The 26,640-nt window shown below is 72.9% G+C and carries 26 protein-coding genes; 3 read left to right on the top strand and 23 right to left on the bottom strand.

What is annotated here, in order from left to right; genetic code table 11:
- Positions 1-110 precede the first annotated feature (110 nt).
- From APR04_RS01580 to APR04_RS01565, 4 genes are all read right to left on the bottom strand, one after another.
- The gene (locus APR04_RS01580; protein WP_253867398.1) at positions 111-527 is read right to left on the bottom strand and encodes a CBS domain-containing protein; all 417 of its coding nucleotides are present in this window, start codon (positions 525-527) and stop codon (positions 111-113) included.
- A gap of 124 nt (positions 528-651) precedes the next feature.
- Positions 652-1,257 carry a flavodoxin family protein gene (locus APR04_RS01575; protein ID WP_253867397.1) on the bottom strand — a complete coding sequence of 202 codons (606 nt, stop codon included), beginning with the start codon at positions 1,255-1,257 and terminating at the stop codon, positions 652-654.
- Positions 1,258-1,350: 93 nt separating this feature from the next.
- Complete coding sequence (locus APR04_RS01570; protein WP_253867396.1) at positions 1,351-2,487, bottom strand: FUSC family protein; 1,137 nt, start codon at positions 2,485-2,487, stop codon at positions 1,351-1,353.
- Positions 2,488-2,509: 22 nt separating this feature from the next.
- The gene (locus tag APR04_RS01565; protein WP_253867395.1) at positions 2,510-2,929 is read right to left on the bottom strand and encodes a CBS domain-containing protein; all 420 of its coding nucleotides are present in this window, start codon (positions 2,927-2,929) and stop codon (positions 2,510-2,512) included.
- A 240-nt stretch (positions 2,930-3,169) separates the two neighbouring features.
- On the opposite strand from APR04_RS01565, the gene APR04_RS01560 reads away from it, so the two are divergent.
- Entirely contained in the window at positions 3,170-3,376 is a 207-nt protein-coding gene (locus tag APR04_RS01560; RefSeq protein ID WP_253867394.1) for a tautomerase family protein, read from the top strand.
- Between the two features lie 30 nt (positions 3,377-3,406).
- On the opposite strand, the gene APR04_RS01555 is transcribed toward APR04_RS01560, so the two are convergent.
- Positions 3,407-4,195 carry an isocitrate lyase/PEP mutase family protein gene (locus APR04_RS01555; RefSeq protein ID WP_253867393.1) on the bottom strand — a complete coding sequence of 263 codons (789 nt, stop codon included), beginning with the start codon at positions 4,193-4,195 and terminating at the stop codon, positions 3,407-3,409.
- A gap of 537 nt (positions 4,196-4,732) precedes the next feature.
- Between APR04_RS01555 and APR04_RS01550 the strand changes: the two genes are divergently transcribed.
- The gene (locus APR04_RS01550) at positions 4,733-5,695 is read left to right on the top strand and encodes a zinc-binding dehydrogenase (protein ID WP_253867392.1); all 963 of its coding nucleotides are present in this window, start codon (positions 4,733-4,735) and stop codon (positions 5,693-5,695) included.
- Here APR04_RS01550 and APR04_RS01545 read toward each other — a convergent pair.
- The 16 genes from APR04_RS01545 to APR04_RS01470 all read right to left on the bottom strand — a co-directional run bounded on the left by APR04_RS01545 (position 5,647) and on the right by APR04_RS01470 (position 23,869).
- On the bottom strand, positions 5,647-7,161 hold the full coding sequence (locus tag APR04_RS01545) for an HNH endonuclease (RefSeq protein WP_253867995.1): 1,515 nt from the start codon (positions 7,159-7,161) through the stop codon (positions 5,647-5,649). The genes APR04_RS01550 and APR04_RS01545 overlap by 49 nt on opposite strands.
- Positions 7,162-7,353: 192 nt before the next feature.
- A complete protein-coding gene (locus tag APR04_RS01540) occupies positions 7,354-7,962 on the bottom strand; it encodes an AAA family ATPase (RefSeq protein ID WP_253867391.1) in 609 nt (202 codons plus the stop codon).
- Between the two features lie 30 nt (positions 7,963-7,992).
- Positions 7,993-8,844, bottom strand: a complete 852-nt coding sequence (locus APR04_RS01535; RefSeq protein ID WP_253867390.1) for an HpcH/HpaI aldolase/citrate lyase family protein — start codon at positions 8,842-8,844, stop codon at positions 7,993-7,995.
- Entirely contained in the window at positions 8,841-10,049 is a 1,209-nt protein-coding gene (locus APR04_RS01530) for a CaiB/BaiF CoA transferase family protein (protein ID WP_253867389.1), read from the bottom strand. Before APR04_RS01530 ends, APR04_RS01535 begins: the two co-directional genes overlap by 4 nt.
- Positions 10,046-12,076 (bottom strand): SUMF1/EgtB/PvdO family nonheme iron enzyme, encoded by a 2,031-nt coding sequence (locus APR04_RS01525; protein ID WP_253867388.1) that lies wholly within the window; start codon positions 12,074-12,076, stop codon positions 10,046-10,048. The genes APR04_RS01530 and APR04_RS01525 overlap by 4 nt, the downstream gene beginning before the upstream one ends.
- Positions 12,073-13,041, bottom strand: a complete 969-nt coding sequence (locus tag APR04_RS01520; RefSeq protein ID WP_253867387.1) for a ribokinase — start codon at positions 13,039-13,041, stop codon at positions 12,073-12,075. The genes APR04_RS01525 and APR04_RS01520 overlap by 4 nt, the downstream gene beginning before the upstream one ends.
- A complete protein-coding gene (locus APR04_RS01515; protein WP_253867386.1) occupies positions 13,038-14,429 on the bottom strand; it encodes an ADP-ribosylglycohydrolase family protein in 1,392 nt (463 codons plus the stop codon). The genes APR04_RS01520 and APR04_RS01515 overlap by 4 nt, the downstream gene beginning before the upstream one ends.
- A complete protein-coding gene (locus APR04_RS01510) occupies positions 14,426-15,619 on the bottom strand; it encodes an ADP-ribosylglycohydrolase family protein (RefSeq protein WP_253867385.1) in 1,194 nt (397 codons plus the stop codon). The genes APR04_RS01515 and APR04_RS01510 overlap by 4 nt, the downstream gene beginning before the upstream one ends.
- Positions 15,620-15,683: 64 nt before the next feature.
- Complete coding sequence (locus tag APR04_RS01505; RefSeq protein WP_253867384.1) at positions 15,684-16,961, bottom strand: ABC transporter substrate-binding protein; 1,278 nt, start codon at positions 16,959-16,961, stop codon at positions 15,684-15,686.
- Positions 16,962-17,017: 56 nt separating this feature from the next.
- Entirely contained in the window at positions 17,018-17,857 is an 840-nt protein-coding gene (locus APR04_RS01500) for a carbohydrate ABC transporter permease (RefSeq protein WP_253867383.1), read from the bottom strand.
- Positions 17,857-18,831 carry a carbohydrate ABC transporter permease gene (locus tag APR04_RS01495; RefSeq protein ID WP_253867382.1) on the bottom strand — a complete coding sequence of 325 codons (975 nt, stop codon included), beginning with the start codon at positions 18,829-18,831 and terminating at the stop codon, positions 17,857-17,859. The genes APR04_RS01500 and APR04_RS01495 overlap by 1 nt, the downstream gene beginning before the upstream one ends.
- Positions 18,828-19,862: a LacI family DNA-binding transcriptional regulator gene (locus APR04_RS01490; RefSeq protein WP_253867381.1), complete on the bottom strand. Its 1,035-nt coding sequence runs from the start codon at positions 19,860-19,862 to the stop codon at positions 18,828-18,830. The genes APR04_RS01495 and APR04_RS01490 overlap by 4 nt, the downstream gene beginning before the upstream one ends.
- Before the next feature lie 187 nt (positions 19,863-20,049).
- Complete coding sequence (locus APR04_RS01485; RefSeq protein WP_253867380.1) at positions 20,050-21,273, bottom strand: MFS transporter; 1,224 nt, start codon at positions 21,271-21,273, stop codon at positions 20,050-20,052.
- A gap of 26 nt (positions 21,274-21,299) precedes the next feature.
- A complete protein-coding gene (locus APR04_RS01480) occupies positions 21,300-22,325 on the bottom strand; it encodes a CobW family GTP-binding protein (RefSeq protein WP_253867379.1) in 1,026 nt (341 codons plus the stop codon).
- A gap of 90 nt (positions 22,326-22,415) precedes the next feature.
- Complete coding sequence (locus APR04_RS01475) at positions 22,416-23,177, bottom strand: class I SAM-dependent methyltransferase (RefSeq protein ID WP_253867378.1); 762 nt, start codon at positions 23,175-23,177, stop codon at positions 22,416-22,418.
- Between the two features lie 50 nt (positions 23,178-23,227).
- On the bottom strand, positions 23,228-23,869 hold the full coding sequence (locus APR04_RS01470; protein ID WP_253867377.1) for an NADPH-dependent F420 reductase: 642 nt from the start codon (positions 23,867-23,869) through the stop codon (positions 23,228-23,230).
- Between the two features lie 59 nt (positions 23,870-23,928).
- On the opposite strand from APR04_RS01470, the gene APR04_RS01465 reads away from it, so the two are divergent.
- On the top strand, positions 23,929-24,606 hold the full coding sequence (locus tag APR04_RS01465; protein ID WP_253867376.1) for a TetR/AcrR family transcriptional regulator: 678 nt from the start codon (positions 23,929-23,931) through the stop codon (positions 24,604-24,606).
- Between the two features lie 190 nt (positions 24,607-24,796).
- Here the strand turns inward: APR04_RS01465 and APR04_RS01460 are convergent, their stop codons facing one another.
- The gene (locus APR04_RS01460) at positions 24,797-25,900 is read right to left on the bottom strand and encodes a Gfo/Idh/MocA family protein (protein ID WP_253867375.1); all 1,104 of its coding nucleotides are present in this window, start codon (positions 25,898-25,900) and stop codon (positions 24,797-24,799) included.
- Entirely contained in the window at positions 25,897-26,634 is a 738-nt protein-coding gene (locus APR04_RS01455) for a sugar phosphate isomerase/epimerase family protein (protein ID WP_253867374.1), read from the bottom strand. Before APR04_RS01455 ends, APR04_RS01460 begins: the two co-directional genes overlap by 4 nt.
- Positions 26,635-26,640 lie beyond the last annotated feature (6 nt).

The following is a 26,640-nucleotide window of genomic DNA, read 5'->3' as shown; positions in this document are numbered from 1 at the left end:
CTCCTCACCGGGACGTGGTGCGAGGCCTGCCCCGAGGTCGTCTCACGTCAGGTGGCACGTGCCGGGCTCGTCCGCCGAGCGTCGGCGAACGAGCCCGGTCGGCGGACCGCTCAGCGGTTCGGCTCCGCCTCGGAGATGTCCGCGAGCGCGGACGCCGGGTCCCTGGTGACGGCGAGGTCACCGATCGCGACGATGCCGACGAGGACGTCGCCGTCCATCACGGGGACTCGGCGGACGGCGGCGTCACGCATCACCTCGACCGCGGTCTGCACGGGGTCGCCGGGGCCTACGGTGACGAGCTGCTCGCTCGCGACCTGGCCGACGGTCGCGTCGAGGCCGAGGCCCTCGGCGAGGCCGCGGACCACGAGGTCCCGGTCGGTGACGATCCCGACGATCTTCGACTCGGTCTGGACGACCAGCGCACCCACGTCCTGAGTAGCCATCGTCTGGGCGGCGGCCTGGACCGAATCGGATACGTCGACGGCGGTCGGTGCTGGGGTCATGACATCGGCGACGGTTTGCACCATGTCGTTCTCCTCCCTCGGTAGGTCCGACGGCGGTCTGCTCCACCGACACGTTCACCATGCCTCGGTGATCTCCCGCTCGCATGCGCGTCCGTCGCGGTGCTCGGGCGTCCTGGGACCGTGGGCGTCAGCTCTTGGGAGGCGGCACCGGCTGTGCCGCGAGCGCCGACGCGACGGAGTACAGGTTGTGCGCCATGAGGCGGCCGGTGCTGTGCGACCACTCGTGCCCGTGCTCGGTCTGCGGGTAGTCGTCGCCGGGGCCGGGACCCTGGTTCCAGTAGGTCCACGACTGGCCGGGGATGGTGTAGCCGATGTCGACGAGCGCGCCGTTGATCTCGGAGATCACGTGGTGCGCGCCGTCCTCGTTGCCGGTCACGACCACGCCGGCCACCCGGTTGTAGGCGACCGGGGTGCCGTCCTTGGCCGTCTCGGAGATCATCGCGTCCATGCGTTCGAGCATGCGCTGGGCGATGGAGGAGGGTCGTCCGATCCAGGTCGGGGTGACGACCACGAGGATCTCGGCGTTCAGCAGCTGCTCGTGCACGCCGGGCCAGGCGTCGCCGTCGCCCAGGTCGGTGACGACTCCTGGCGGGACGTCGAGGTCGGCGAGCCGGACGTGGTCGACGGTCACGCCACGCTCCCGGAGGGCGTCGGCGACCACCGCCGCGAGCGTCTCGGTGTTGGACGGTTCGGGGGACGGCTTGAGCGTGCAGCTGAGGAAAAGGGCCTTCACGGAACACCTCGGCAGGTTTGATCGGCAGCCGCTTCTCGACCTTTCCCAACGTAACGCGGTGACGGCTCGCTTGCCGCTCGGCGGCTCCCGCCGTCAGGCCCGCAGGGCGTCGGCGCCGCGGGCCAGCTTGACGATGAGGGCGCCCGCCACGAAGTAGTCGTACTCGGACGAGCGCTGGGCGGTGCGGACGACCTGGCGGAGTCCTTCGATCGACTCGTCGAGCCGGTCGACCGCCTCGGCAGCCTCCTTGGCGGCTTCCTTGGCAGCGTCGGTGTCGTTGCCGGCGTCTCGGGTCACCGCTGTGCGCAGGGCCTCCGCGAGGGCCCGCAGGGTGCTGGCGAACTCCGGTCTCAGCTGCTGCCCGAGCGCTACGTCGTCACGTCCTTCCCGTTCCCACTCGACGAGCAGGCGCACTATCTCGTCGACCACGTCGGCCGAGACACCCAGCGCACCGGCGCGGCGGGTCTGGGAGTCCACCCAGTGCTGGTTGCCCTTGTACCGCACGCGCACGTTGGCGCGTGAGGCCTCGCGGGTCTGGGCGACGGCGGTCCGCGCGCGCTCGACCGTCGGGACCAGCTGCTGGCGGCGGCGCTCCCACTCGTCGGGCGCCAGCGGCCCCTCGTTCTCCAGCCAGCCCGCGAGCGACTCGACCTGTTCGGCGAGCCCGTCGCGCAGGCGGCCGAGCGCGAGCTCCGACGGGGTGAGCGGCAGGGGCGGGAGCAGCAGGTTGATACCGATGCCGATCGCGGCGCCCACGACGATCAGCCCGGCGTAGGAGCCGATGTAGTCGGCCCCGTCCCCGCTGCCGAGGATGAGCACGAAGATGGCGGACATCACTGCCCAGCTACCCATCTCGCCGAAGATGCGCCAGCCCACGCACAGGAGCGCAAGGCCGACCACCACCGTGAGCTCCAGCGGACCGGGAAGGGGCAGCAGGGCCACCGCACGGGCGATGATCGCGCCCACCAGCACCGCGGCGACCGACTGGAGGGAGTCACGGACGGAGCGCACCACCGTGCTGGTCGTGGCGAGCACTGCCCCCAGCGGCGCGTAGTACGGGTACTCGGCGAACGGCGCGGGCGCGACGAGCCCCACGGACCAGGCCAGGCTCGCCGCGACCGCGCCCTTGACCGCGAGCGACCATCGCGGGTGGCTCAGCCAGGCGCGGTAGACGGCGGAGAGCACGCCAGACGGCCGGGCCGGCGTCAAGGACTGCCGGAAGTCGCTCACGTTCAGCAGCCTTGCACGGCGCTCAGTCGTTCGGAACCGCCTCGGAGATCTCCGCGAGCGCCGACATCGGGTCCCGCTCGACCGCGAGGTCGCCGATCGAGACGATCCCGACCGGCACGTCGTCGTCCATCACGGGGATCCGCCGGACGGCGGCGACCCGCATCAGCTCGACCGCCACCTCGACCGGGACGCCGGGTCCGATCGAGATCAGCTCCTCGCTCGCCACCTCACCGACCATCGCTTCGAGCCCGAGCCCTTCGGCCAGGCCGCGGACCACGAGGTCCCGGTCGGTGACGATGCCGACGGTCGTGGTCCCGGCCTGCACGACCAGTGCGCCCACGTCCTGTGCGGCCATCGTCCGGGCAGCGGTCTCGAGCGTCTCGGACATGCCGATGGTGGTCGGCTCGGGGGTCATGACATCGGCGACAGTCTGCTGGACCATGTCGCGCTCCTTCCCTCGGTGCGACGTCCCTGGGGTAGGGGCCGACGGCGGGCTGCCTCACCGGCTTTCCCACCGTGCCGCGCCGGGGTGCCGCTCGCATCCTGTCGCTTCACGACGGCGCACCAGGGATCGCCGGTCCCCCGACCCAGGGTCCTCTCCCGCCTCCGGCAGGTGCCCGGCAGAGTGGACGGCGTCAGGCCACCACACCGTGGCCGTAGCCGGACTCAGAAAGGGACGACCATGCCGTTCGCGAATCTCAAGGTGCCAGCGGACACCCTCACCACGGAATCGAAGAAGAAGCTGCAGGACGCCGTCACCGACGCCTTCGCGGACGTGTACGGCGAGCGGGCACGCCAGTCCACGCTCGTCATCCTCGAAGAGGTCGCCGACGGCGGTTGGAGCCTTGGCGGCACGATCCTGAACGTGGAGGTTCTCGGTCGGAGCTGATCGGCGGGACGGGTCGCCCCTCGGGCGACCTCAGCGCTGGTCTCCCCCGCGCTGCGCGTACCGCTCCAGCCGCGCCTGCGCCTGCGGGTAGGGCGTGGCCGACGGCGTCGCGCCGCCGTCCCGGACGGCGGTCGCGACGGCGACGGCCGCGTCGATCGCCGCGCGGTAGGGCAAGGACCCGGTGCTGACCCGCCGGACGCCGAGCTCGCCCAGCCGCTCCAGCGAGAGGCCGGGGACCGCGAGGACGTTGAGCGGCAGCGGGAGCGCGCTCGCGAGGCGTTCGAGGACGTCGGGTTCGGTCGCGCCGGGCACGAAGATGCCGTCCGCCCCGGCGTCGACGTAGGCGCGGGCCCGGTCGAGGGTGGCCTCGACGGTGGCGTCCTGGTTCAGCCAGTAGGTCTCGACGCGTGCGTTGACGAACACGTCCGGCGTCGCCGCCTTGATCGCCGTCACCTTGGCGGCGTGGGCCGCCGGGGTGGTGAGCTCGCCGAACGTGGAGTCCTCGATGTTGATGCCGGCGAGGTTGGTGTCGGCAAGCAAGGCGACGAAGTCGGCGACCTCGGCCGGGTCGTCGCTGTAGCAGTCCTCGAGGTCGGCCGTGACGTAGGCGGGCAGCGCGCTCAGCCGACGGACCAGCTCCTCGGTGGCCCGTCGGCTCGTCCGGCCGGCGTCGGGCGTACCGACGGCTGCGCTGACGCCGAAGCTCGTGGTGCCGACCGCGGGAAACCCGGCCTCGGCGAACGCCAGGGCGGAGGCGACGTCCCAGGCGTTGGGGAGGAGGAGGGGGTGAGGGCCGTGGTGGAGGTCGGCGAAGGTCATGGGGACAGCGTCCCAGGACCTTGTCACTGCGACACCTGTCGAAGCCGAACCCCGTCGCCCCCGGATGACCGGGTTCGCTCGCTTCAGGTTGAGGAGGAGTTCCTCGCGGCTCTGCCATCCGGAGCGGACCCACGCGGGCTGCCCGGCGCGTTGCGCCAGGACTCACTCAGCGGGCTGTGGTCCACCGTGTCCAATCCGAGCTGGTCGTACAGCCGCGTGACGAGGTCGACGGCCTCCGGGTAGTCGCTCGACACCGCCAGCGCCACCCGATCGGGATGCCCTGCTGGTCGGCCGGCACCGCGCAGCCGCTCGTGCTGGATGTGGGTGAACGCCTTGGCGACCCTGGACCGTGGAGCTGCTCCTGGCGCAGCTGGTGCACCGCGGCCCGTGCCGACGGGCCGTCTGGCCCCCTCGAGACCAGCGGGTGGGCAACTGAAGCAATCAGCCGGTCACCCCTCTCACTTTCCCGAAGTGGACGCCCCCGTCCGTTAGCGTCACCGCGAAAGCGCAGACAGCAAGCAGCACAGGAGACGAACGATGCGAGCAGTGACGATCAAGCAGTTCGGAGACCCGAGCGGCATGGCGGTGACCGACGTCCCGGTGCCGACCCCACGGCCAGGGCAGATGGTGATCGAGACCGAGGCGATCGGGGTGGGCGGCGTCGACGCCGTCATCCGCCGCGGGACCCTCGCCGGGTACGGGTTCACCACGGGCCTGATCCCCGGCAGCGAGGTCGCCGGGACGGTGACAGCGGTCGCCGCCGACGTCGACGGGTCGTGGCTGGGTCGCCGGGTGTGGGCGTTCACCGGCACCGGTGGTGGCTACGCCGAGCAGGCGCTCGCGCAGGTGACCGACGTCGACGCGCTCCCCGACGGGCTCTCGTCGATCGACGCGGTGACGCTCGGGAGCTCTGGGCCCGTCGCACACTTCGCGCTCGCCCACGCGCACTTCGCGGCCGGCGAGTCGGTGCTCGTCCGCGGCGCGGCGGGGAGCATCGGCATCCCTGCCGTCCAGCTGGCGGCGTGCGGTGGCGCGAGCGCCGTCGCGGTGACGACGTCGTCGCCCCAGCGCGGCGACCGGCTCCGTGCGCTCGGGGCGACGCACGTGCTCGACCGCTCCGGCGACGGCGGACCGGACGCGCCGGCGTCCTATGACGTGATCATCGACATCGTGGGTGGACCCGGTACTCCGGAGCTCATCGACCGGCTCGCGCCGAACGGGCGGCTGGTCGTGGTCGGCGCGATCACCGGCATGCCGCCGGCGGACTTCGGCCAGCGACTCGTGAGCGCCTTCCAGCAGTCTCGCTCGGTCGCTACGTTCAGCCTCGACACCGTTCCCACACCGGACAGGGACGCAGTCCGGGCCGCACAGTTCGCCGCCGCTGCGCGGGGCGAGCTGCACGCCGTCGTGCACGACGTCCTGCCTCTGGAACAGGCCGCCGACGCACACCGTCAGATGGATGCCGGCACGGTGTTCGGGCGGATCGCCCTGGTGCCCTGACGGGCACGACCAGTCACGGGGCCGTGCTCCCACGAGATGTCGGCCCGGCCGCTACGGCGACGAGTTCGTCGTCGCGATCTGGGCCGGTAGGCGATCGCGGCGTGGCGGGGTCCGGTATGGCACCCGATCGAGTACCGGCTGCGTGGGACGCGACCACTGCCGGGTGAGCCCATGCCGACCGCCGGGGTCCACCCTGGAGCGGCCTCGCGGACCGGTTCGGGCGGTGCGGGTGCCACGGAGGCATAGGTGTGCCCGGTGGGCGTGACCGTCTCCACACCGTGCCGGCCGTCGATCTCAGTGGCCTTCTGCCGCCATCCGGGCGCCTGCTTGGCATGGTTGCAACGGGCGCACAGGCCCTGACCGTTCGCCAGGCTGGTCTCGCCGCCCTCGGCGTGCGGAAGGACGTGGTCGATGTGCCGCACGGGGGCGTCGCACCACGGTGTGCCACAGATGCCCTGCTCCCGGGCACGGAGGAGGGTGGCGAGGCTCTGTGGGTGGAACCGCGACGCCGACGTCGTCGCCAGCAGGCGGCCCCGGGGGTCGACATAGATCGCACGGAGCCAGGCGACGTCGGCGTCGATCCCGTGCGCCGCGAGGTTCCGCGCCACCGGCGCGGGGACCGTGCCCGCCCCCGCAGGCATTCCCTCCGGCACCACGGCAGGTTCGTCACCACCTGCCAGCAGTGTCTGGTCGGAGACCAGCAGGTTGATCGTGACCGGCACGTCGTCGGCCTTGCCTGGTTCCCGCCCGGTGACCCGCTCGATCAGGGTGTCGGCCATGATCTGCCCGGCAGCCCGCTCGTCGCCGGAAGCCTTGGTGGCGTCGGCGTGCGCCTTGAGCTGCGCGTACGCCTGCACCCCCTGTGCCATCGGCACGAGCGCGGTCAGGTAGACCATCAGGTCGGGCGCCGGACGCACCGAGACGCGCCGCTCCGTCACGGCCTTCGCGTTCCGCTTGACGCACGCGTGGACGTCGAGCGTGGCCGCCAGCTCTTTGATCTGGGCGATCAGCCGCTTGGTGCCCGTCCGGGCCAGGGCCGCCAGGTTCGCGGGTCCGCAGATCTGCTCGTCGATCTGCGCACGGTGCTCCGGCGAGAGGTGAGAGGTCTCGCGCACCAGGAGCGTCGCGCGCCACTGCGAGAGCGCACCGGTCCGCAGCACGTCGAAGGTGTGCGGCATCTCCGTGACCCACGCCCGAGCCGTACCGAGGAACGCGCCGCCCGCGTGCGGGCTGAGCTGCATCGCCGCACCGACCTGGTTGGGTACCCCACGGCCCTGCCGCTCGGCTCGGATGCCCTGCGCGGCCTCCTCGGCCCGGGTGGCCTCGTCCAAGGCCACCGCCAACCGGCCCTGTGCTGCGGCCACGGTGTTCTTCACCGCCTCGAGCTCGCCGAGCAGGTCGATCCACTCGGCCAGCACCTGCTTCGACGCCGGGCCGTCCGTGTCAGCCCCGCCTGGCAGGATCATGGCGGCCAGGTGCTCGCGAACCGCTCGGACGTCGGCCGCACGGACGACCGTTCCCTCACCGATGGGCAGCACCGAACCCGAGGGCCGGTCGCCCACGCCTGGTGCACTCATCGCTGATGTCATGTCACCACCATATGGCACACCCGTTCGCATCGCTCGCCGACCGGTCCCCATCTGCCGACAGCAGAAACGTCAGGTCAGCCGGCCGGCCCACCCCTGCGCCCGCAACGTAGCCTCCGGCACCACGGCGCGCCGTGCGGCCTCGGCCACGATCGCCTCGGCGGTCTCCTCAGGCGTCTGCTCCCCGGAGTCGAGCCACCAGCCGAGGTCGCCCAGCTCCCGCCGCTGGTTCCGCGCCAGCGGGGCGAAGTCGTAGTCCACCCGGGTCTCTACGGCGCGGGTCGCGTTCCGGTGCCGCGCCACGTCCGGCGGCGGGCACAGCACCACCAGCATCAAGGGCCGCGCCCGCAGACGCCGGGCGATGAAGCTCAGCTCCGCACGCGTCTCGACCACCGAGTCGGCGACCGGCGTGAACCCGGCCTCGGCGAAGTTGTCGGCCACGGAGCACAGATTCACCATCCGGAGCCGTAGCTGCCGCTGCCCCTCGGGCCCGGGAGCCCAGCGGCCGTCGTCGTCGAGCATGTTCGCCCTACCGCTGACGAGCATGATCCCGAACACGTCCCCGTCGACCTGCGCGGCTCGCGGCAACCGCTCGGCCACCAGCCGCGAGACGGTGGTCTTCCCCGCCCCGGGCGTCCCGGTGATCAGCAGGCAGCCGGCCAGTGTCTCTCGATCAGTCACCTCGCCACCCTCGCATCACACGGCAAGGCTTTACCCGGCGGAGGCCAGCTCCAGCACCCACCGCGCCCGCTCCACCATCGCGACGTCGAGGAACGTCCCGTCCGCCAGCGCCACGGCGCCCACACCCTCGACGGCGGCGCTCCCGACCCGCTCCAGCACGTCTCGCGCCGCGGAGACCTCGTCGGCAGAAGGCAGGAAGGCAGCCCGGATCGTGTCGAGCTGCCCAGGATGGATCGCCGTCCGGCCGCTGAAGCCGAGCCCGCGACCGGTGCGGCACGACGCCGCCAGCCCGTCCAGGTCCCGTACGTTGGTGTACGCCGACATGTGCGGCGACGGCAGCCCAGCCGCCCGCGCCGCGACGACGACGCGGCCGCGCGCCCAGGTGAGCCCCTCGTCGCCGTCGACCCGCAGGTCGGAGCGCAGGTCCGCCTCCCCGAGCCCCAGAGACGCGACCTGCGGCGACGCCGTCGCCAGCTCGAACGCCCGCTCTACCCCGAGCGCCGACTCGACCAGCAGGTGCAGCGCCCGGCCGGGCAGCGCGGCCGCGAGCGCCCGCACCTCGTCGACGGACTCGACCTTGGGCACCCGTGCGCCGACCCCCACGGGCAGCGCCGCGACCATCGCGACGTCGTCCGCGTGCCACGGCGTGCTCGGATGGTTGATCCGCACCTGGACGGCCCGGCCGCTCGGGTCAGCAAGAATCCGCGCGACGTTGTCCCGCGCCTCCTCCTTGCGCGACGGCGCGACGGCGTCCTCCAGGTCGGCCAGCACCGCGTCGGCCGACGACGCCAGGGCCTTGGTCACCCGGTCGGGCCGGTCGCCCGGCACGTACAGCAGGGTCAGCGACGTGCGACCGCCGGCAGGCCCAGCAGGATCACTCATACCGCCCCCTCCCCCCGCAGCTCGGCGATGCGCTCGGGAGAGAACCCCAGCTCACCGAGCACGAGGTCCGTGTCCGCGCCGTGCGGCCGGCCCGTGAACTGGATGACGCCGTCGTTCTCGGAGAGCCGGAACAGCGGCCCCTGCATCAGCATCGGCCCCAGCTCGGGGTCATCGATCTCGTGCAGGGTGCCCAGCGCCTGCAACTGCGGGTCCTCGACGATGTCCCGCGCGTCGTAGACGGGGGCGACGGCGGCCTGCGCCGCCTCGAACGCCGCCACCACCTCGTCCCGCGTGCGGAGCGCGATCCAGCCCCCGACCGCCTCGTCCAGCTCGTCCGCGTGCAACGCCCGGTCGACGCCGCGCGCGAACCACGGCTCGTCGACGAGGTCGGGCCGGCCCACGAGCCGCACCACGCGCTCGGCGATCGACTGGGCCGACGTAGAGACCGCCACCCAGTGCCCGTCGCTCGTGCGGTAGGTGTTGCGGGGCGCGTTGTTGCCGGACCGGTTGCCGGTCCGCGCCTGCACGGTGCCCAGCTGGTCCCAGCGCGTGATCTGCGGCCCGAGCATCGCCAGGATCGGCTCCACGATCGCGGTGTCCACGACCTGCCCGCTCCCCGTGCGCTCACGCACCGACAGGGCCGTCATGATCGCGAACGCGGTGGCGAGCGACGCGACGCCGTCGGCAAGGCCGAAGGGCGGCAGGGTGGGCGGGCCGTCTGGCTCGCCGGTCATCGCCGCGAACCCGCTCATCGCCTCGGCCAGCGTGCCGAAGCCTGGGCGCGTGCGGTACGGCCCGACCTGGCCGAACCCCGAGACCCGAGCGAGCACGAGGCGCGGGTTGCGGGCCGACAGCTCCTCGTAGCCCAGGCCCCAGCGTTCGAGCGTGCCGGGCCGGAAGTTCTCGATCACCACGTCCGCCTGCTCGGCGAGCGCCAGGAACACCTCGCGCCCGCCCGGCGAGCCGAGGTTGGCGGTGATGGTGCGCTTGTTGCGCCCCAGCGTCTTCCACCAGAGGTTGACGCCGTCCTTCGCCGCCCCGTGCGTGCGCGACGGGTCGGGCTTGGCCGGGTGCTCCACCTTGATGACGTCGGCCCCGAGATCGCCCAGGTGCATGGCCGCCATCGGCCCCGCGAACAGGGTCGAGGCGTCCACGACGCGCAGCCCGGCCAGGGCGCCGCCGGCGGGGTCGCGGGAGACGCTCATGCGGTCGCCTCCCCAAGATCGGTCGAGACCGGCAGGTCCCACGCGCACCGGAACCCGACGGTGGCGCTCCGGGCGAGCCCGAGGCCCGGCAGCAGGTACTTGACCGAGTAGTCCGGCGCGTGCCGCCCGCCCTCGACGTACCAGTCGGACCTCTCGGCGCGGTAGTCGCTGCCGCCCTTGAGCATGACGAACCGGGTGCGGCCGTCGCTGTGCTCGCTCTCCGTCCAGCTCCAGACGGCGAGCCCGGGGCGGTCCACCCCGAACAGCGCCGGACGCGCCTCGCCCGCGAGCTGCCACTCGTCCTCCGTGGGCAGCCGGCCGCCGCGCCACGCGCAGTACGCGCGGGCGTCGTCGAGGTCGACGAAGGTCACCGGATGCTGCTCCGTGCCGGCATCGGGACGGCCGTCGGCACCGTGCGCCCAAGACCAGTGCGCCAGGAACCGGTGCGGCTCCGCGGGCGCGTAGTCCGTGGCGTCGAGGAACTCGGCGAACTGCGCGTTCGTCACCTCGCTCGCCGCGACGGCGACGGGCGCTGCGAGGACGCCGTCGCGCTGGAGCGTGCGCGCGTCGTGCAGGCGCGGCGGGAGCGGCTTCCACTCGTCCACGTACGGCGCGCCCTGGTACATGCCGGTCTCCCGCGCGCGGTAGCGCACGGTCAGCACGTAGGAACCTTGCGGCACGACGACGGCGTCCGTGTCCGTGTCCGAAGCCGAGGTCACCGCGGTGACCTGTACGTCAGACACGTCGGTGAGACCGACGCGGCGGGCGATCCGGTGCGGGAACCGGGCGTCGGCGTCGTGCGGCAGGTCCGCCAGCGCGTCGAGCAGGCCGGGCAGCCATGCGGGCTCCGCTGCGTCCACCTGCACCAGGGCGGCGATGCCGCGCCCTGGCACCACCACCCTCGACGTGTCAGGGGCCAGCACCGGGCCGGTGTAGTCGGCCTCGCCGCGGTTCACGAGCGTCCAGAGGGTCACGCCGTCGAGCTCCCAGCGCGACGCGTAGACCCCGGCGGCCTCAGCCTCGGCGGCGAGCGGGGCCAGCGGCGTCCACTCACCGTCGAGCAGCAGGTCACCCGCGGCGCGCTGGACGGACACCAGGCGGCGCACGGTCGCGGCGTCACGCCGGGACCAGCCCACCCACACGCCGAACACGACCTCCCACACCATGACGCCCACGCCGTTGAGCCACGCGGACTGCAGCTCCTCGGAGTGGTCGCGGTGCCAGCGCCGCACGTGGTGCTGCATGTGGCGACGCTCGTACCAGTGCGCGCGGAGCACGCCGGGCACCGGCGAGTCGGCGAAGAACTGCGCCCAGGACGACGAGTGGTCCTCGATGCGCTCGACCGCCAGCTTCGACTCGCCCTCCAGGACGATCCCCGGGCGTGCCTCCTCCAGCCGCGCGACCAGCTCCGGCTCGGCCTTCTTCAGGGTGTCGAGGAAGACGCCGTCCGCCCCGAGCTCGCGGACCACTGCGGCCAGCTCGGTCACGTCGTCGGCGCCGCGCCGGGTGCCGACGTCCCACGGGTTGTAGTCGACGAACACGTGCAGGCCTGCCTCGTGGAAGGCCTCCACGAGCGCCACCAGTCCCGGCACATCGCGGTAGAAGTCCCACTGGTTGCGGTCGTCCAGCCCGATCACCGGGTACGCGTGCCACAGCACGACGGCGTCCAGCCCGCCGAAGCGCTCGCCGGCGTCGGCCAGGAACCGCTCGGGCGTGAACCGCCCCTCCACGAACGAGTAGAGCAGCTCGTCCCACAGCCACACCTGCGCCACGGTGGAGCAGCGCGCGGCCCACGCGGCCTCGGGCCGGGCGTACGCGGCGCCCGCGTAGCCGTGCCGGTCGCGGGCGTCCGCCCGCCAGGCCCGCAGCGTCTCGCGCCAGGCGGGCCGGTCGGCCGGGTCGGCGGGTCCGGAGAAGATCTTCGCCTCGTCGAGGGCCGCGCTCGCCTGCGGAGTCAGCGGCCCGACGGCGACCTCGGTCGGCCGGTCGATCGGCCGCGGGACGAGGGGGTCGAACGTGTACGTCATGGTGCCTCTCTCAGTTCTTCGGCCAGCGCGGCGACGTCGGCGGCCTCCGGCACGGCGTCCTGCGCCCCGGGCCGGGTGACGGCGAGCGCCCCGGCCGCCCCGGCCAGGCGTGCGGCGTCGACGAGGTCGGCGCCCCGGGCGAGGGCGGCGGCCAGCACTCCGCAGTAGGTGTCGCCGGCTCCCGTGGTGTCGACGGCCGTGACCTGGGCGGCGAGCACGTGCATGGTGGGGACGCCGCGTCGGGCGACGAGGCTGCCCTGGCCGCCGAGCGTGACGACCACGGCGCGCACCCGGCGCAGCAGGGCCGCCGCGAGCGCTTCCGGCGTCGCGGCGTCTGCCGTGCCGCTGTCGTCCGCGGCGGACGGCAGGCCGGCCACCAGGTCGGCGGCCTCGTGCTCGTTGACGACGAGCACGTCGAGCTGTTGCCACAGCTCGTCCGGCAGCTCGCGCGACGGCGCGGCGTTGAGGACGAAGAGCGCCCCGTCGCGGCGTGCCCGGGCGGCCGCCACCACGGCGTCGAGCGGGATCTCGAGCTGCGCGAGCACGACGTCGGCGGCGATGATCCGGTCCTTCTGTGCCCCGCCGATGTGGACGTGCGAGTTGGCCCCTGGCGCGACGACTATCGCGTTCTCGCCGTCGGGCGACACGGTGATCAGCGCGGTGCCGGTCGGGGACCCGACGCGCTCGACGATGTCGGTTCGCACCCCTGCCCCCACCAGGGAGGCGAGCAGCAGCTCAGCCGACTCGTCCTGGCCGAGCGCGCCGACGAACGTGGTGCCGGCTCCCCCGGCGCGCGCCGCGCCGACGGCCTGGTTGGCCCCCTTGCCGCCCGGCGAACGGCGCAGGTCTCCGCCGAGGATCGTCTCGCCGCCCGCGGGGTGACGCGGGACGTCGACGACGAGGTCCACGTTCGCCGACCCCACGACCACGACCCGGCCGACCGCCGGGTCCCGTCCGGCGCTCATGCGGCGCCGCCGGGAGGCCCCGCGAGGGCGACGGTGCGCGCAGCGAGGTCGGTGATGCGCTGCGATCCGCCAGGGAGCGACGTCGCGATCCGCCCGTGCAGGGGCCTGGTCCACTGGTCACCGATGCCGGTGACCCCGCGCAGCGCGCCGACCACCCCGCCGACGGTCGCCGCCGCCGAGTCGGTGTCCCACCCCGCGGTGACGGCGATCGAGACGCTGGGCCCGAACTCGCCGCGGCCGGCGCTGAGCGCGAACGCGATGACCCCCGCGTTGTTCAGGACGTGCACCCAGTGCAGGTGCCCGTACTCGGCGTGCAGCCGGTCGAGACCGGCTCGGACGCCCGCCTCGCTCCCGTCGCAGTCCCCGCCGAGGGAGCGGCCGAGCCGCACGGCGGCGGCCAGGCGGCTCCCCGGCGGCACCACCGCGTCGGCCGCGTCGAGCACCTCGTCCACGCCGTCGCACACCATCGCCGCCGCGGCGAGCGCTGCCGCCCACTGGGCGCCGTAGGTGCCGTTGCGGGTATGGCTGAGCCGGGCGTCGGCCCAGGCGAGCCGGGCCGCCTCGCGGACGTCGCCCGGTGCGGTCCAGCCGAGCAGGTCGGTGCGGATGAGCGCACCGATCCACTCGCGGAACGGGTTGTCGTGCGTCGCCGTCTCGGGCACCGGCCGTGCGTCCAGGATGTTCCGGTAGGCCGCGCGCTCGGCCGTGAAGGTGCGGCCGGCGGGCAGGTTGTCGAGCCACAGCTGCGCCACGTCGTCGGTGGTGAACCCGCGACCGTGCTGCTCGAGGAGCGCGAGCGCGAGGATCGGGTAGTTCAGGTCGTCGTCCTCCGGCATCCCGTCGATGTTCTCCTCGAGCGACGTCGGCGCCGACCGGCGGTTCCAGGGCCAGCGCGCCGCGACGTCGTCGGGCAGCCCTGCCGCCGTGAAGTACCGCCGCAGCGGCCACCGGCCGGTCGACCGGAGGATCTCCTCGATGCCCTCCCGGGGGATCTTCTCCACGGGCTTGCCGAGCAGGCACCCGGCCGCGCGTCCGGTCCAGGCGCCCTGCACGCGGGCGGCGTAGGCGGCGTCGGGCCCGCCGGAGCCGGACGGCCGCCTGGGCAGCACCGGTGCGGGCGGCAGCAGGGCCTCGATCTCGGCCCAGCCGTCCGGTTCCTCGGGGGCCGACGGCGCCGGCCGGGCGTCCAGCTCCGCCAGCAGCGACCTCGCCAGGGCGCGGAGCTCTGGCGACGCGGGGACCGGCCCGGCGCCGCTCACCGCCGGCGTCGGGTCGCCGCCGGCCGCGACCCAGCGGTCGCGGACGTCGGCCACGTCCTTGCCCTCGTCCGCCGCCTGCACGAGCTCGTGCGCCAGGAGGTCCTCCGGCTGGGCCCAGGTCAGCCTCATCCGAGGCCACCCGCCACCGCGGCACCGGCCGCGTCCGGAGCCACCGCGTCGATGGCCGCCAGCCGGCCAAGGGCCCGCTCCCGGTCGGCGCGCAGGATGTCGGCGGCGGCGGAGGCCATGAGCCGGCCGGTCTCCCGGACGTCCATCTTGCTCGCGGCCTCGATCTCGTCGAGCCACTGGGCGGGCACGACGCCGCTCCCGCCGAGCCCGGCCGCGACGGCGCCCGCCATGACGGCGATCGAGTCGGCGTCGCGGCCGTAGTTCACGGCGGCGAGCACGGCGCCGCGGTAGTCGCCGCGGTGCGCGAGCAGGAGCCCGAGGGCGACCGGCAGCTCCTCGATCGACTTGGTCCGCGAGGGACGGCGCGCGTCCATCGACATCTGCCGGTACTCCGGCCCGACCGAGTCGTAGGGCGCCACGGTCTCCCGGACGAGGCGCGCCAGCTCGCGCTCCTCGTCGTCGGTCCGCGGTGCGGCCGGCCAGCCCTCTACGGCCTCCACCACCGCGCGGAGCGCTGCGGCAGTACCGTCGTGCGCGACGTCGAGCGCCGCCGCGACGACGTCGTCGAGCGTGGCGCCCGGGGCGACGGACGCCGCGACCATCGCCGCGAACACCCCCGCCGCCTCGCGCCCGTAGCTGGACTGGTGAGCGCCCGTGAGGTCGATCGCCTCGGCGTAGGCGCCCCGCGGGTCGCCCGCGTTGACCAGCCCGACCGGGGCCGCGTACATGGCGGCACCACAGTTGACGACGTTGCCGACGCCGGCCTCGCGCGGGTCCACGTGGCCGTAGTGCAGCCGGGCCACCAGCCACTTCTCGGCGAGGAACACCCGCTGGAGCAGCAGCGCCGTCGACTCGAGCTCGGGGATCCACCGGGGCTCGCCGATCATCAGCGGCACCAGGTCCTCGGCCATCGCGTACGCGTCGAGGTGCTCGCGCCGCTTGGCGTACACCTCGACGAGCGCCCTGGTCATCAGGGTGTCGTCCGTGATGTGCCCGTCGCCCTTGTGGTACGGCGCGATGGGGCGCGCGTCCTGCCAGTTCGGGTACCAGGGTCCGACGATGCCGCGCACACGGCCCCCGTGCCGCTCCTCGATCTGCTGCGGCGTCCAGCCCTCGGTGGCGCCACCGAGCGCGTCCCCCACAGCGGCACCGGTGATCACGGCCACCGTCCGATCCTCTAACCAGCTCACGGCTACGCTCCTTCGTCGTTACTCGTACACGTCGTTCTTCGGCACGCCCTACGGCGCGGCCTGGCTACTGCGTGATCTCGTCCCAGCCGTTGGTGAGCTGGTCCGCCAGCTCCGTCTCGTCCGTCTCCTGGGCCAGGTAGCGCTGGTAGGCCGGGGTGGCCACCGTGTCCTTCCACTGCGCGTAGGAGTCGACGAACAGGTACGGCGCGGAGACGAAGTTCTGCCCCGAGGCCAGGATCGTGTCCCAGCCGTTCTCGTCGCCCAGCTTCTCCGCCAGGTGCTCCTGGGCCGACGTCGTCGCCGGGATCAGCGCGTCCGCCTCGTTGAGCGCGGCGAGGTGCTCGGTCTGCGTGAAGAACTCGATGAACTCGGCCGACTCCTCCACGTGCTCGGAGTCGATGTTGACCGAGAGCGTCTGCGGGTTGGCCGCCTGCTGCGGCCCCTCGGGTCCGGCCAGCGGCGGGAGCGCCACCCAGTCGAAGTCCTTCGGCGCGTCCTTGGCGATGTTCGCGGCCTGGTAGGAGCCCTGCACGGTCATCGCCGTCTGCCCGGCGTAGAACGAGGCGATGGCCTCGGAACCCGACTGCGTCATGGTCACCGGCAGGATCGACTCGTCCTCGTACGCCATGTCGTGCACCAGCTCGGGCAGGGCCATCTCGCCGTCGTCGACGGTCAGGGTGGCGTCCTCCCCCGTGCCCTCGAAGTAGGTGCCGCCGAACCCGGGGGCCAGCGACATGAACGCCGCCGTCGGGCTCGACAGACCCCAGCCGAGGCCGTAGACCTCGTCGCCGTCCGTGGTGGCCCTGGCGATCTCGCGCAGCTCGTCCCACGTCATGGTGTCGCCGGTCGGGATCTCCACCCCGGCGTCCTCCAGCAGCGTGCGGTTCGCGAACACCATGTACGACTGCAGCTCGGTCGGGTACGCGATCAGCTGCTCGTCGACCGTCACCGAGTCGAGGATGCCCTCGGGGATGTCCGCGCGGCGCTCGTCCGACATCAGGTCGGTGAGGTCGGCGAGGTAGCCGTCGCGGGCGAAGGACACGATGCTCGCGGCCTCGTAGTGGATGATGTCGGGCGCGGCGCCCCCGTTGAACTGGGTGATCAGCTTGTCGTAGACGCCGTCCCAGCCGGCCGGGACGATCTCGACCTGGACGTCCGGGTTCTCCTCGTTCCAGTCCGCGACGATCGACTCCGTCTCGGCGATGGCGGCGGGCTGGTCCGAGAGGGCCTGGAACTTCAGCGTCACCGGGCCGTCGTCGGCGGCGTCACCGCTGCCGCAGGACGCGAGCAGCGCGGTGGTGATCGTGAGGCATGCGGCGATGGACACTCCACGAGTCTTCATGGGTCTACCTTTCGTCAGAGATGGTGCAGGGCGGGTGGTTGGGCATCGAGGGACGGTCATCCCTTGACCGCCCCGGCCATGAGGCCGCCGGTGAGCTTCTTCTGCATGATCGAGAAGAAGACGATGCTGGGGATCGCGGCGAGCACCGAGCCCGCCGCGAGGGGGCCGAGCGCGACCTTGCCCTCGCCGCCGATGAACGTCGACAGCGTGATGGGCAGGGTGTAGTTCTCGGGTGACTGGAGCAGCACGAGAGCGAAGAAGAACTCGTTCCACGACGAGACGAAGCTGAACATCGCCGTCGCGACGACGCCGGGGGCCAGCAGCGGGAAGACGATGCGGCGCAGCACGACCAGGCGGTTGCCGCCGTCCATCGCCCCGGCCTCCTCGAGGTCCACGGGGATGGCGGCCACGTAGCCCTGGAGCATCCACAGCGCGAACGGCATCGTGTACGTGGTGTGCACGAGGGTGAGCCCGACCAGGCTGTCCGTCAGCCCGATGGTCCGCAGGATGAGGAACAGCGGCAGGATCACGAGGATCACCGGGAACACCTGGCTCACGAGGATCCAGCCGACGCCTGCCACCCGGATCGTGCCCTTGAGCCGTGCCAGCACGTATGAAGCGGGCAGGGCGATGAGGATGACGAGTGCCGTGGACGCCAGCGCCACCATCGCACTGTTCCCCGCGGAGCTCACGAGACCCTGGCGGGCCAGCGCCTCGGAGTAGTTCGCCCAGTGCCACTCCTGCGGCAGCAGGTTCACCACGAGCGAGTTGAGCTCCGCGGACGACTTGACCGACGCCGAGACGAGCCACAGCAGCGGGAAGCCGAGGAACAGGATGTAACCAGCCAGCGCCACGTACTGGGCGGGGCGGACCAGCTGCTGGGCAAAGACGCGCATCAGCTCAGCCCCCCTTTCTTCTTCGTCTCGAAGCGGTCGTCGCGGAGCTGCGACCGCAGGTAGACCGCGAGGAGGGCGACGACAACGACGACGAGCACGACACCCATCGCCGCCGCGTACCCGATGTTGCGGTTCTTGAACGCCTCCAGGTAGGTGAACAGCATCGGCAGCATCGTGCGGCCGCCCGGCCCGCCCTCGGTCAGCACGTAGACCAGGGAGAACGAGTTGAAGTTCCAGATGAAGTTCAGCGAGGTGATCGACGTGACGATGGGCCGGAGGCTCGGCAGCGTCACGGCCGTGAACCGGCGCCACGCCCCGGCGCCGTCGATCGCGGCGGCCTCGTGCAGCTCGTCCGGGATCTGCTGCAGCCCTGCCAGCAGCGTCACGGTGGTCTGCGGCATCCCGACCCAGACGCCGACGACGATGACGGCGGGCAGCGCGGTGGAGAAGTCGGCGAGCCAGTTGATGTCGTCCGGCAGGCCCAGCGAGCCGAGGAACGCGTTGAGCGGTCCGGCGTTGGGCGAGTAGATCATCTTCCACATGATCGCCACGACGACGGGCGGCATCGCCCACGGGATGAGGGCGAGCACCCGGGTGAGCGCCTGCAGGCGCAGGCCGGAGTTGAGCAGCTGCGCGAGACCCAGTGCCGCGACCAGCTGGAGGAGCGTCACGGAGACGGCCCACGTCATGCCGATGCGGAACGAGTCCCAGAAGAACGAGCTGCCCATCAGCCGCGTGAAGTTGTCGACTCCGACGAACTGGTAGTCGGGGCTGCGCACGAGCTCTGCATCGGTGAACGCCAGCAGCACGCCCATGAGGAGCGGCGCCACCGACAGCACCAGGATGGGCAGCAGGGACGGCATCACCAGCGCCGCTGCTTCGCGGCGTCGGGCCCGGTCCAGACCGGTCGGACCACGGCGGCGTCCTGGTCGGGGCGCCTGCGACGGCGGCCGGGGCGAGGTAACGACGGTCATCGTGCGCTCTTCTCCTGTGTGGCGGTGGACTCGCGCACGACGAGGTGCGGGCCGATGGCGATCTGCCGGGCGGGCTCGACGGCGTCGCCGACCCGGTCGAGGACGAGCTGCGCGGCGGCGCGGCCACGGTCGGCCGATCCGAGGGAGACGCTGGTCAGGCTCGGCTGGAAGACGCGGCCGATCTCGGTGTCGTCCATCCCGGTGACGGCGAGGTCACGGGGCACGGAGAGCCCCAGCTCCCCCGCGGCCCGGATGACACCGATGGCGAGCAGGTCGTTGGCGGCGACGACGGCGTCGAACGGGCCCGCCTCCGGGTCGCGCGCGAGGAGGCGCCGCGCGGCGGCGAGCCCAGCGGCGACGGTGAAGTCGTCGGCCCGCTCCGTCTCCGTGTGGTCCCCGGCGAACGCGGCGGCGCTGGTGGCGGCGTCGAACCCGCGCTGGCGGGCGGCGCCCGGCGTGGTGTCGAGCGGGCCGTTGACGAACCCGATCCGGCGTCGGCCGATCTCGACGAGGTGGGCGACGGCCTGGCCGAGGCCGGCCGCCGAGTCGGTGGAGACCGAGTCGATGCCCTGCTTCTCGAGCGAGCGGCCGATCACGACGACGGGCACGGGTGCCTGCCGGATGGCTTCCACGAGGGCGTCGTCGGTGCGCAGGGGGCTCACGATCAGCCCGTCGACGAACCCGCTGCCGAGGCTGCGGACCAGGTCCACCGTGGTGCCGACCGTCGGGCCCGTGGACATGACGACCACGCGGTAGCCGTGGGGCGCGACCACCTCGTGGATGGCGGTGAGCATCTCGACGTAGACCGGGTTGCCGATGTCGGCGACGGCGAACGCGACCTGGAAGGTCCGCTTCATCCGCAGCGACCGGCCGATCGCGTCCGGGCTGTAGCCCAGCTCGGCGGCCGCGGCACGGACGCGATCCACCATGGTCCGGCTCGCTCCCGTGCCGTGCAGCGCCCGCGAGGTCGACGCGAGCGAGACCCCGGCGCGCTCCGCCACCTGCATCAGGGTGGCGCGTGATGACGACACTGTCACTCCACTTCGTCGTGAGCTGTTGTTCGCTGGCTGGAACTTCTCTGGAAACGTTTCCAGAGTGCCGAGGCAAATTCGCTGGAAACGTTTCCGGAATACCGCCCAGCATGCCCGCCCCGGGGCCCGGCCGTCAAGGCAGCGGAGCAGTGTGGTCGGCAGGACGTCAGGTGATCGGCGCCTTGAGCTACCGATCACCTGACGTTCTACCGACCACTCGGCCCGCGCTCCCGCCCCCCACCAGGGCGACCACAGCGATCACCACGCACAGCGCAGCCGTGGTCAGCAGGCCGACGGAGAAGCTGGTCCCTGCGGCGATGAAGCCGACGACGAGCGAGCCGAGCCCTGTACCGGTGTCGAACCCGATGTTCCAGACCGCGCTGGCGAGGCTGCGGTCCCGGTCGGGCACCGCGGCGAACGCCGTGACCAGCGTCAGGTTCTGGAGGCTGCCGTAGGCCACACCGACGACCGTCATGCCCGCGGCGAGCACCGCCGGACCGGGGCCGGTCTCGGTGAGCGACCAGGCACACAGCGCGAGGCCGCCTGCACAGAGGGCGAGCAGCGGGGAGATGAACCGGCTCGGCCCGAAGCGGTCGGCCGGCCCGCCGACGAGCCAGCGGGACAGCGCCGCCGCAGCGGTGAACCCGAGCAGGCCGAGCACCGCGACCGTCGAGCCGTGCCGGAACTGCGGGGCGAAGGTGAGCAGGGCCCCGCCCGGGGTGGTCACGGCGAGCAGGACGAGCGAGGGCAGCGCGAGGGCCAGGAGCATCCGGCCGCGTCCGGGCCGGGCCTCGTCACCGGTGTCGGGGACGCCGGCCTCGGCGATGTCGTCGAGGCGTCGGCCCAGGGCTGCGGCGAACGGCACCGCGAGCGCCGGGGCGGCACCGAGCACGAAGACCACGCGGAAGTCGATCGACTCGGCGATCCAGGCGGCGCTCGGCACGAGGAAGAGCTGCGGGGCGGCGACGGCGAGCCCGTAGACGCCGATCGCCCGCCCGCGCCGGGTGGCGTCGACCAGCGAGGCGACGGCGCTCGCACCGCACACGGTGAGGATCGCGAAGCCGGCGCCGCGGACGGCGGACACGGCCAGGATCCCGGCGAGCTGGTCGGTGAGCATGAGCGCGAACGAGGGCAGGCCGAGCAGCAGCACCCCGATGCTGAGCGTGGTGCGCCAGCCCAACCGGCGCAGCGACCACGGCACGGTGGTCTGGACGGCGACGGTCGCGAGCATCAGCACGGCGTTGACCAGGCCGGCTCCGCCCTCGTCCGCGCCACCGCGGATAGCCCACAACGGCGCCGTCGGGAGCAGCAGCGCATAGCCTGCGAAGCCGAACACCGACGTCCACAGCAGGGCCCGCACCCCGGGTACGCGCAGGATGGGCAGGTCGTGGTCCGTCGGCGTCGTGCTCACGTGAACTCACCTTACGGCCGACCGGCTCAGGCGCTGAGCCGCCGGTAGCGCTGGAGCCGGGCGAAGCCCTGGGCATCCGGGGCGGACGGCGTCAGCGCGTGCTCCAGCCGGTCCCGCACGTGCCCGACGTCGAGGTGCATGCCGATGGCGACGAGCTCCCCGGCGCCGTCGCCGTCGACCCGCCTGCTGCTCACGTGCACAGAGCGGCCCACGACGTTCACGACGTAGCCGCGCAGGCTGCGGCCGGTGTCGACGACGACCCGCCCCTTGATCCGGTACGCGCCCGGCGGCGGATCCTCCAGCAGGTCGACCAGGCGCCCTGGGCTGACCGGACCGGCCGCGGTGACCGTGACGGCGTCGGCGTGCTCGTGGTCGTGCTCGCGAGCGTCGCGGAGCAGCGCGGCGAGCGGGAGCTGGTCGGGTGGGTCCTCGACGGACGCCGCGTCGTAGACCAGGGCTGGGTCCACGCGCCCGTACGAGGTGCGCACCACCTGGGCGGCGGGGTTGCGCTCGTGGACCCGGGCCTCGATGCGGGCGAGCGTGCGCTCGGCCTCGCCGGCAGGCAGGCGGTCGGTCTTGTTGACGACGACGAGCGACGTCACCGCGTACCGCGCGGGCGGGTCACCCCCGTCGTCGACGGTGCCGAAGTGCTCGACGGCGTCGACCACGTCGACCACTCCCCCTGGCCGCACCCGCTCGACCCCGCTGAACCGGATCATGCGGGACAGCGTCAGCGGGTCGGCGATGCCGCTGGCCTCGACCAGGACGACGTCCAGCCCCAGCCGGGGGTGGGTGAGCTTCTCGAGGGCGTCGTCGAGGCCGCCGGCGTCGGGCAGGCAGCACAGGCAGCCGCCGGCGATGGAAGCCGGCTCGTCGATCTGGCCGGTGACGAGGCCCGCGTCGACGTTGACGTCGCCGAAGTCGTTGACGATCACGCCGACCCGCGCGCCCGGCTGCTGCAGCAGGTGGTTGAGCAGCGTGGTCTTGCCCGCGCCGAGATGCCCGGTCAGGGTCACCACGGGCACGCGGCCGTTCGCGGCGGGGCTGCTCATCGCGCCTCTCCTCATCGTCCGACGACGCCGGAGGGCGTCGCCTAGATGATAACGGTTCTCATGACGGTGCCGGGGCCAGGCCAGGCCGGGTCAGCGCTCGGGGCGCCGCGCCACCACCCAGCGGAAGGCGTTGATGAGCCGGTAGCCACCGGCCGGCCCCCGGAACGAGGCCGCGGCGGCGATCACTACCGGCGCCAGGTCCGCGATCGTCGACGCGTCCTCACCGAACAGGACTCCGCGCACCAGGTCCGTGTCGTGCCGCGCCGTCCACGCGACGGGCACGACGCCGCCGTCGAGCACGTCCCAGCCCACTGTGCGCAGCAGGTCCGTGAGACCGCCCTCGACCCGCAGCGGACCGTCCTCCGGCGGCTCCTCGTCGTCGGCCGCCGCGAGCGCGCTGTTGATCACGTCCAGGTCGTTCCGCTCGCGCTCGGCCCAGCCGGCGAGGCCGACGGTCCCGCCCGGTGTCAGCACGCGCCCGGCCTCGGCGAGCGCGCGCTCCTGGTCCCCGGCGAGCTGGAAGGCGTTCACGGCGAGCAGCGCTTCGAAGGCGCCGTCGTCGAACGGGAGCTGTTCGAAGTCACCGGGCCGCACGTCCGCGCCGACGGCCCGCGCCCGGGCGAGCTCGACCATCCGGGGCGCCGGGTCGACGCCGGCGGGCCGGGCGCCTCGCTGCTGGAGGTGTTCGAGCAGCTCGCCCGTGCCGCAGCCGACGTCGAGCACGCGGGTGCCTGGCCCGATCGCCGCGGTGGCCAGCAGCGGCTCCCACACGGGCCGCGCGAAGCCGCCCCAGTAGCGGCCCCAGTCGTCGGCGACGCTCGACCAGGGATCGTCGGGGCTCGTGCTCGGCATCACACGACGATATCCGAGCCGCGGCGAGGGTTCAGCGGGCAGCGTGCAGGTCAGACGACGCGCGGCGCCTTGGCCAGGTTCGCCTCGAGCTCCTCGGCGTTCTGGCGCACCACGTAGGCCGGCCGGTCCCGCTCGACGCGCCAGGACTCGCTGAGCGGTCCGACGTTCACGGTGTCGAAGCCTGCCTCGTCGTAGAACCGGGTGACCAGGTCGACCGCCTCCGGGTGGTCGCTCGCCGTCGCCAGCGCCCTGCGGTCCTGCGTGCCCGCCGGGCGCCCGTCCGTGCTGATGGTCGGGGCGGTGATGTGGTTGAACGCCTTGACGACCTTCGAGGTGGGCAGGTGCTCCTGCAGCAGGCCGGACGTCGTCACCTCGCCCCGGTCGAGCGCCTCGATGCGACCGTCACGCTCCCAGTAGTAGTTGTTCGCGTCGAGCACGATCTTGCCCGCCAGGGGCTCGACCGGGACGTCGCGGTAGGCCTTGAGCGGCACCGCGACGAGCGCGACGTCGGCGGCGGCCGCGGCTTCCTGGGCCGTCGCCGCCCGGGCGCGCGGCCCCAGCTCCGCGACGAGGTCCGCGAGCGTCTCGGGACCGCGCGAGTTCGCGATCACCACGTCGTTGCCCTGCGCGATCGCGAGACGCGCGACCTGGCTGCCGATGTTTCCTGATCCGATGATGCCGAAGGTGCTCATGCGCTCCGCAACCTCGGCAAGCGCCGATGCATTCCGGCCGACTTCGTACGATGGCGTCCATGGCGAACAGCGAGGCCGGGTCCCGCGGGCGGTCGTACCGGAAGGGCCCGGAGCGGCGCGCACAGATCCTCCTGCGTGCCATGGAGCTGTTCGCCGAGCGCGGCGTAGGCGCCTCGCTGCGCGCGATCGGCGAGGCGATCGGCGTCTCGCACGCCGCGCTGCGCTACTACTTCGCCAACCGCGACGAGCTGCTCGTCGAGGTCTACCGGGCGCACGAGTCCCAGGTGCATGAGGCGCAGGCGCGTGAAGGGTCGGCACCCGAGGAGGTCTCGGCGGTCGCCATGATGGAGATGAGCGCCGAGCGGAACCGCTCCATCCCCGGGCTTGTCGAGCTCTACGCGACGCTGACCACCGACGCCCTGCAGGAGCGGCAGCACCCGGAGACGCGCGAGTTCGTGCAGGCCCGGTACCGGCGGGTCCGGGCGGACCTCGCCGAGCGGGTCCGGGCCGGGCAGCGGTCCGGCGCAATAGCCGCCGACGTCGACCCGGAGGACGCGGCCGCCCTGGTCGTGGCGGCGTCGGACGGCCTGCAGCTGCAGTGGCTGCTCGCCTCCGACACCGTCGACGTCCGCCGCTCGCTGGAGCTGCTGGAACGGCTCCTGCCGGGCGCCGGGCGAGCCGAGGCAGCTGGGGTCGAGGCCGCTGGACAGGCCGGAAGCCGACCTGCCGAGGCGTGAGGTACACCCGATCGGCAGGTGCCAGGTCTGGTGAAGAACGTTCGGCTCAGCCCCGCAAAGTTCAGCTGAGCCAGATAATTCAGCACAGCCCGCAAACCCGGTCCTCAGCTGAACGTTCTTCACCAGACCTGGCACCTACCCGCCTGCTATACCGAGCGCCCCGCGCCGGGGACGAGCGCTCGGCCGCCCCCTACGCCGGTGACACGATGGTGGGGTCCCAGCCGTCCGGCAGGGGCGCCACGGGCCCGACGGCGGAGTCGATCTCGACGGGCTTGCCGCCGTCCGCCGCGTCCCGGACCGCGAGCAGGATGTCCAGGACGTGCGAGGCTACCGCCCCCGAAGCGCGCTCGGTGCCCCCGTCGCGGATCGAGCGCACCAGGTCGACCACCCCTGCGCCGCGCCCGAGCTCGGGGCCGACTGCCGGGAGCGTCGTCGGCTCGTCGGACCCGTACCGCCACAGGGTCGAGTCCCCGCCGAACTCGTTGGGGTCCGGCAGGCTGATCGTGCCTTCGGTGCCGTTGATCTCCACGAACCCGTTCCGGCGCAGCGCGTGCTGGAACGAGAACGTCGACTGCGCCGAGCGCCCCGGGCCGAACTCGATCAGCGCGGCGTGGTGCGTCGGGACCAGCACGTCGAACACCTCGCCGGCCCGGGGACCGCTGCCGATGGTCCGGGTCGGGCGGGAGGTGGAGGCGACCGCTTGGACCCGCGTCGCGGACCCGAAGACGTGCACGAGCGTGGTCACGTAGTAGGGGCCCATGTCGAACAGCGGGCCCCCGCCGAGCGCGAACAGGAAGTCGGGACTGGGATGCCACGACTCCGGGCCCGGCACGTGGAACATCGTGGTCGCCGTCAGCGGGTCCCCGATGTCGCCGCGCGCGATCGCCCGGAGCGCGGTCTGGATGCCGGCGCCCAGCACCGTGTCGGGAGCGCACGCGACGCGCAGGCCGCGCGCTTCCGCGTCGGCCAGCAGGGCCGACGCCGCGGCCCGGTCGAGCGCGAGGGGCTTCTCGCTCCACACGTGCTTCCCTGCGGCAAGGACGCGGTGCCCGACGTCGGCGTGCACGGCGGGGACGGTGAGGTTCACGACCACCTCGATGTCCTCGCGGGCCAGCAGCTCGTCCACGCTGCCCGACGCCTGCACGCCGTACGCCTGGGCCTGCGCCGCGGCGCGCGCGTGGTCGAGGTCTGCGACGAACCGGACCTCGACGTCGGGGAACCGGTTCAGGTTCTCCAGGTACTGGGTCGAGATGTTGCCTGCGCCGATGATGCCGACGCCCGCCACGCGGCTCATCGGTCGTTCTCCGTCAGCCAGGCGAGCGACTGCGCGATGCCCGCGAAAACGTCTCCGGCATACGCGTCGAACTCGATCACCCGGGTCGCCCGAGGGGCGGCGGCCAGGATGGCCGGCACTCCGATCTCGCCGGAGCCGGCCGGCTGCTGCTTGAGCACGTCACCGTCCAGCGTGCCGTCCTTGACGTGGATGAGGCCCACGCGGTCGCCCAGCGCCCTGAGCAGCGCAGGGGTGTCGGCGCCGCCGACGCCGGTCCAGTAGGTGTCGACCTCCAGCACGACCGCCGGGTCCAGGTGCTCGACGAACAGCTCGAGCGCGTGCCGGCCCTCGATGCGGGTGCTCAGCTCCCAGCTGTGGTTGTGGTACCCGAACCGCAGGCCGCGCTCGGCGGCCAGCGTCGCGAGCCCGTTCACCCGCTCGGCGAGGTCGGCCACCTGGTCGGCGGTCTGCCAGTGCTCCTCAGGGATGAAGGGGTCGATCACGGTGCCGATCTCCAGCGCGGCCGCCGCGTCGAAGATCGCCTCGGGAGTCTCCGACCTGATCACGGGCGCGTGGCCCGACGGCGCCGTCACGCCGGCCGCCGCGAACGCGCGCCGGTACTCCTCTCTGCGCTCGTGAAAGGCGTACGGCTCCACGTGCTGGAGCCCGATCTCGGCCAGGCGCGCGACGGCGCCGTCCAGGTCTTCGGCTATCGCGTCTCGGACCGAGAAAAGCTGCACGGATGTCGTTGGCATCGTTGT

It is taken from the genome of Promicromonospora umidemergens (assembly GCF_024171995.1).
GTDB classification, from domain to species: domain Bacteria; phylum Actinomycetota; class Actinomycetes; order Actinomycetales; family Cellulomonadaceae; genus Promicromonospora; species Promicromonospora umidemergens.
Note: the sequence above shows the minus strand (reverse complement) of the source record. Positions and strands in the feature narration are given on the sequence as shown.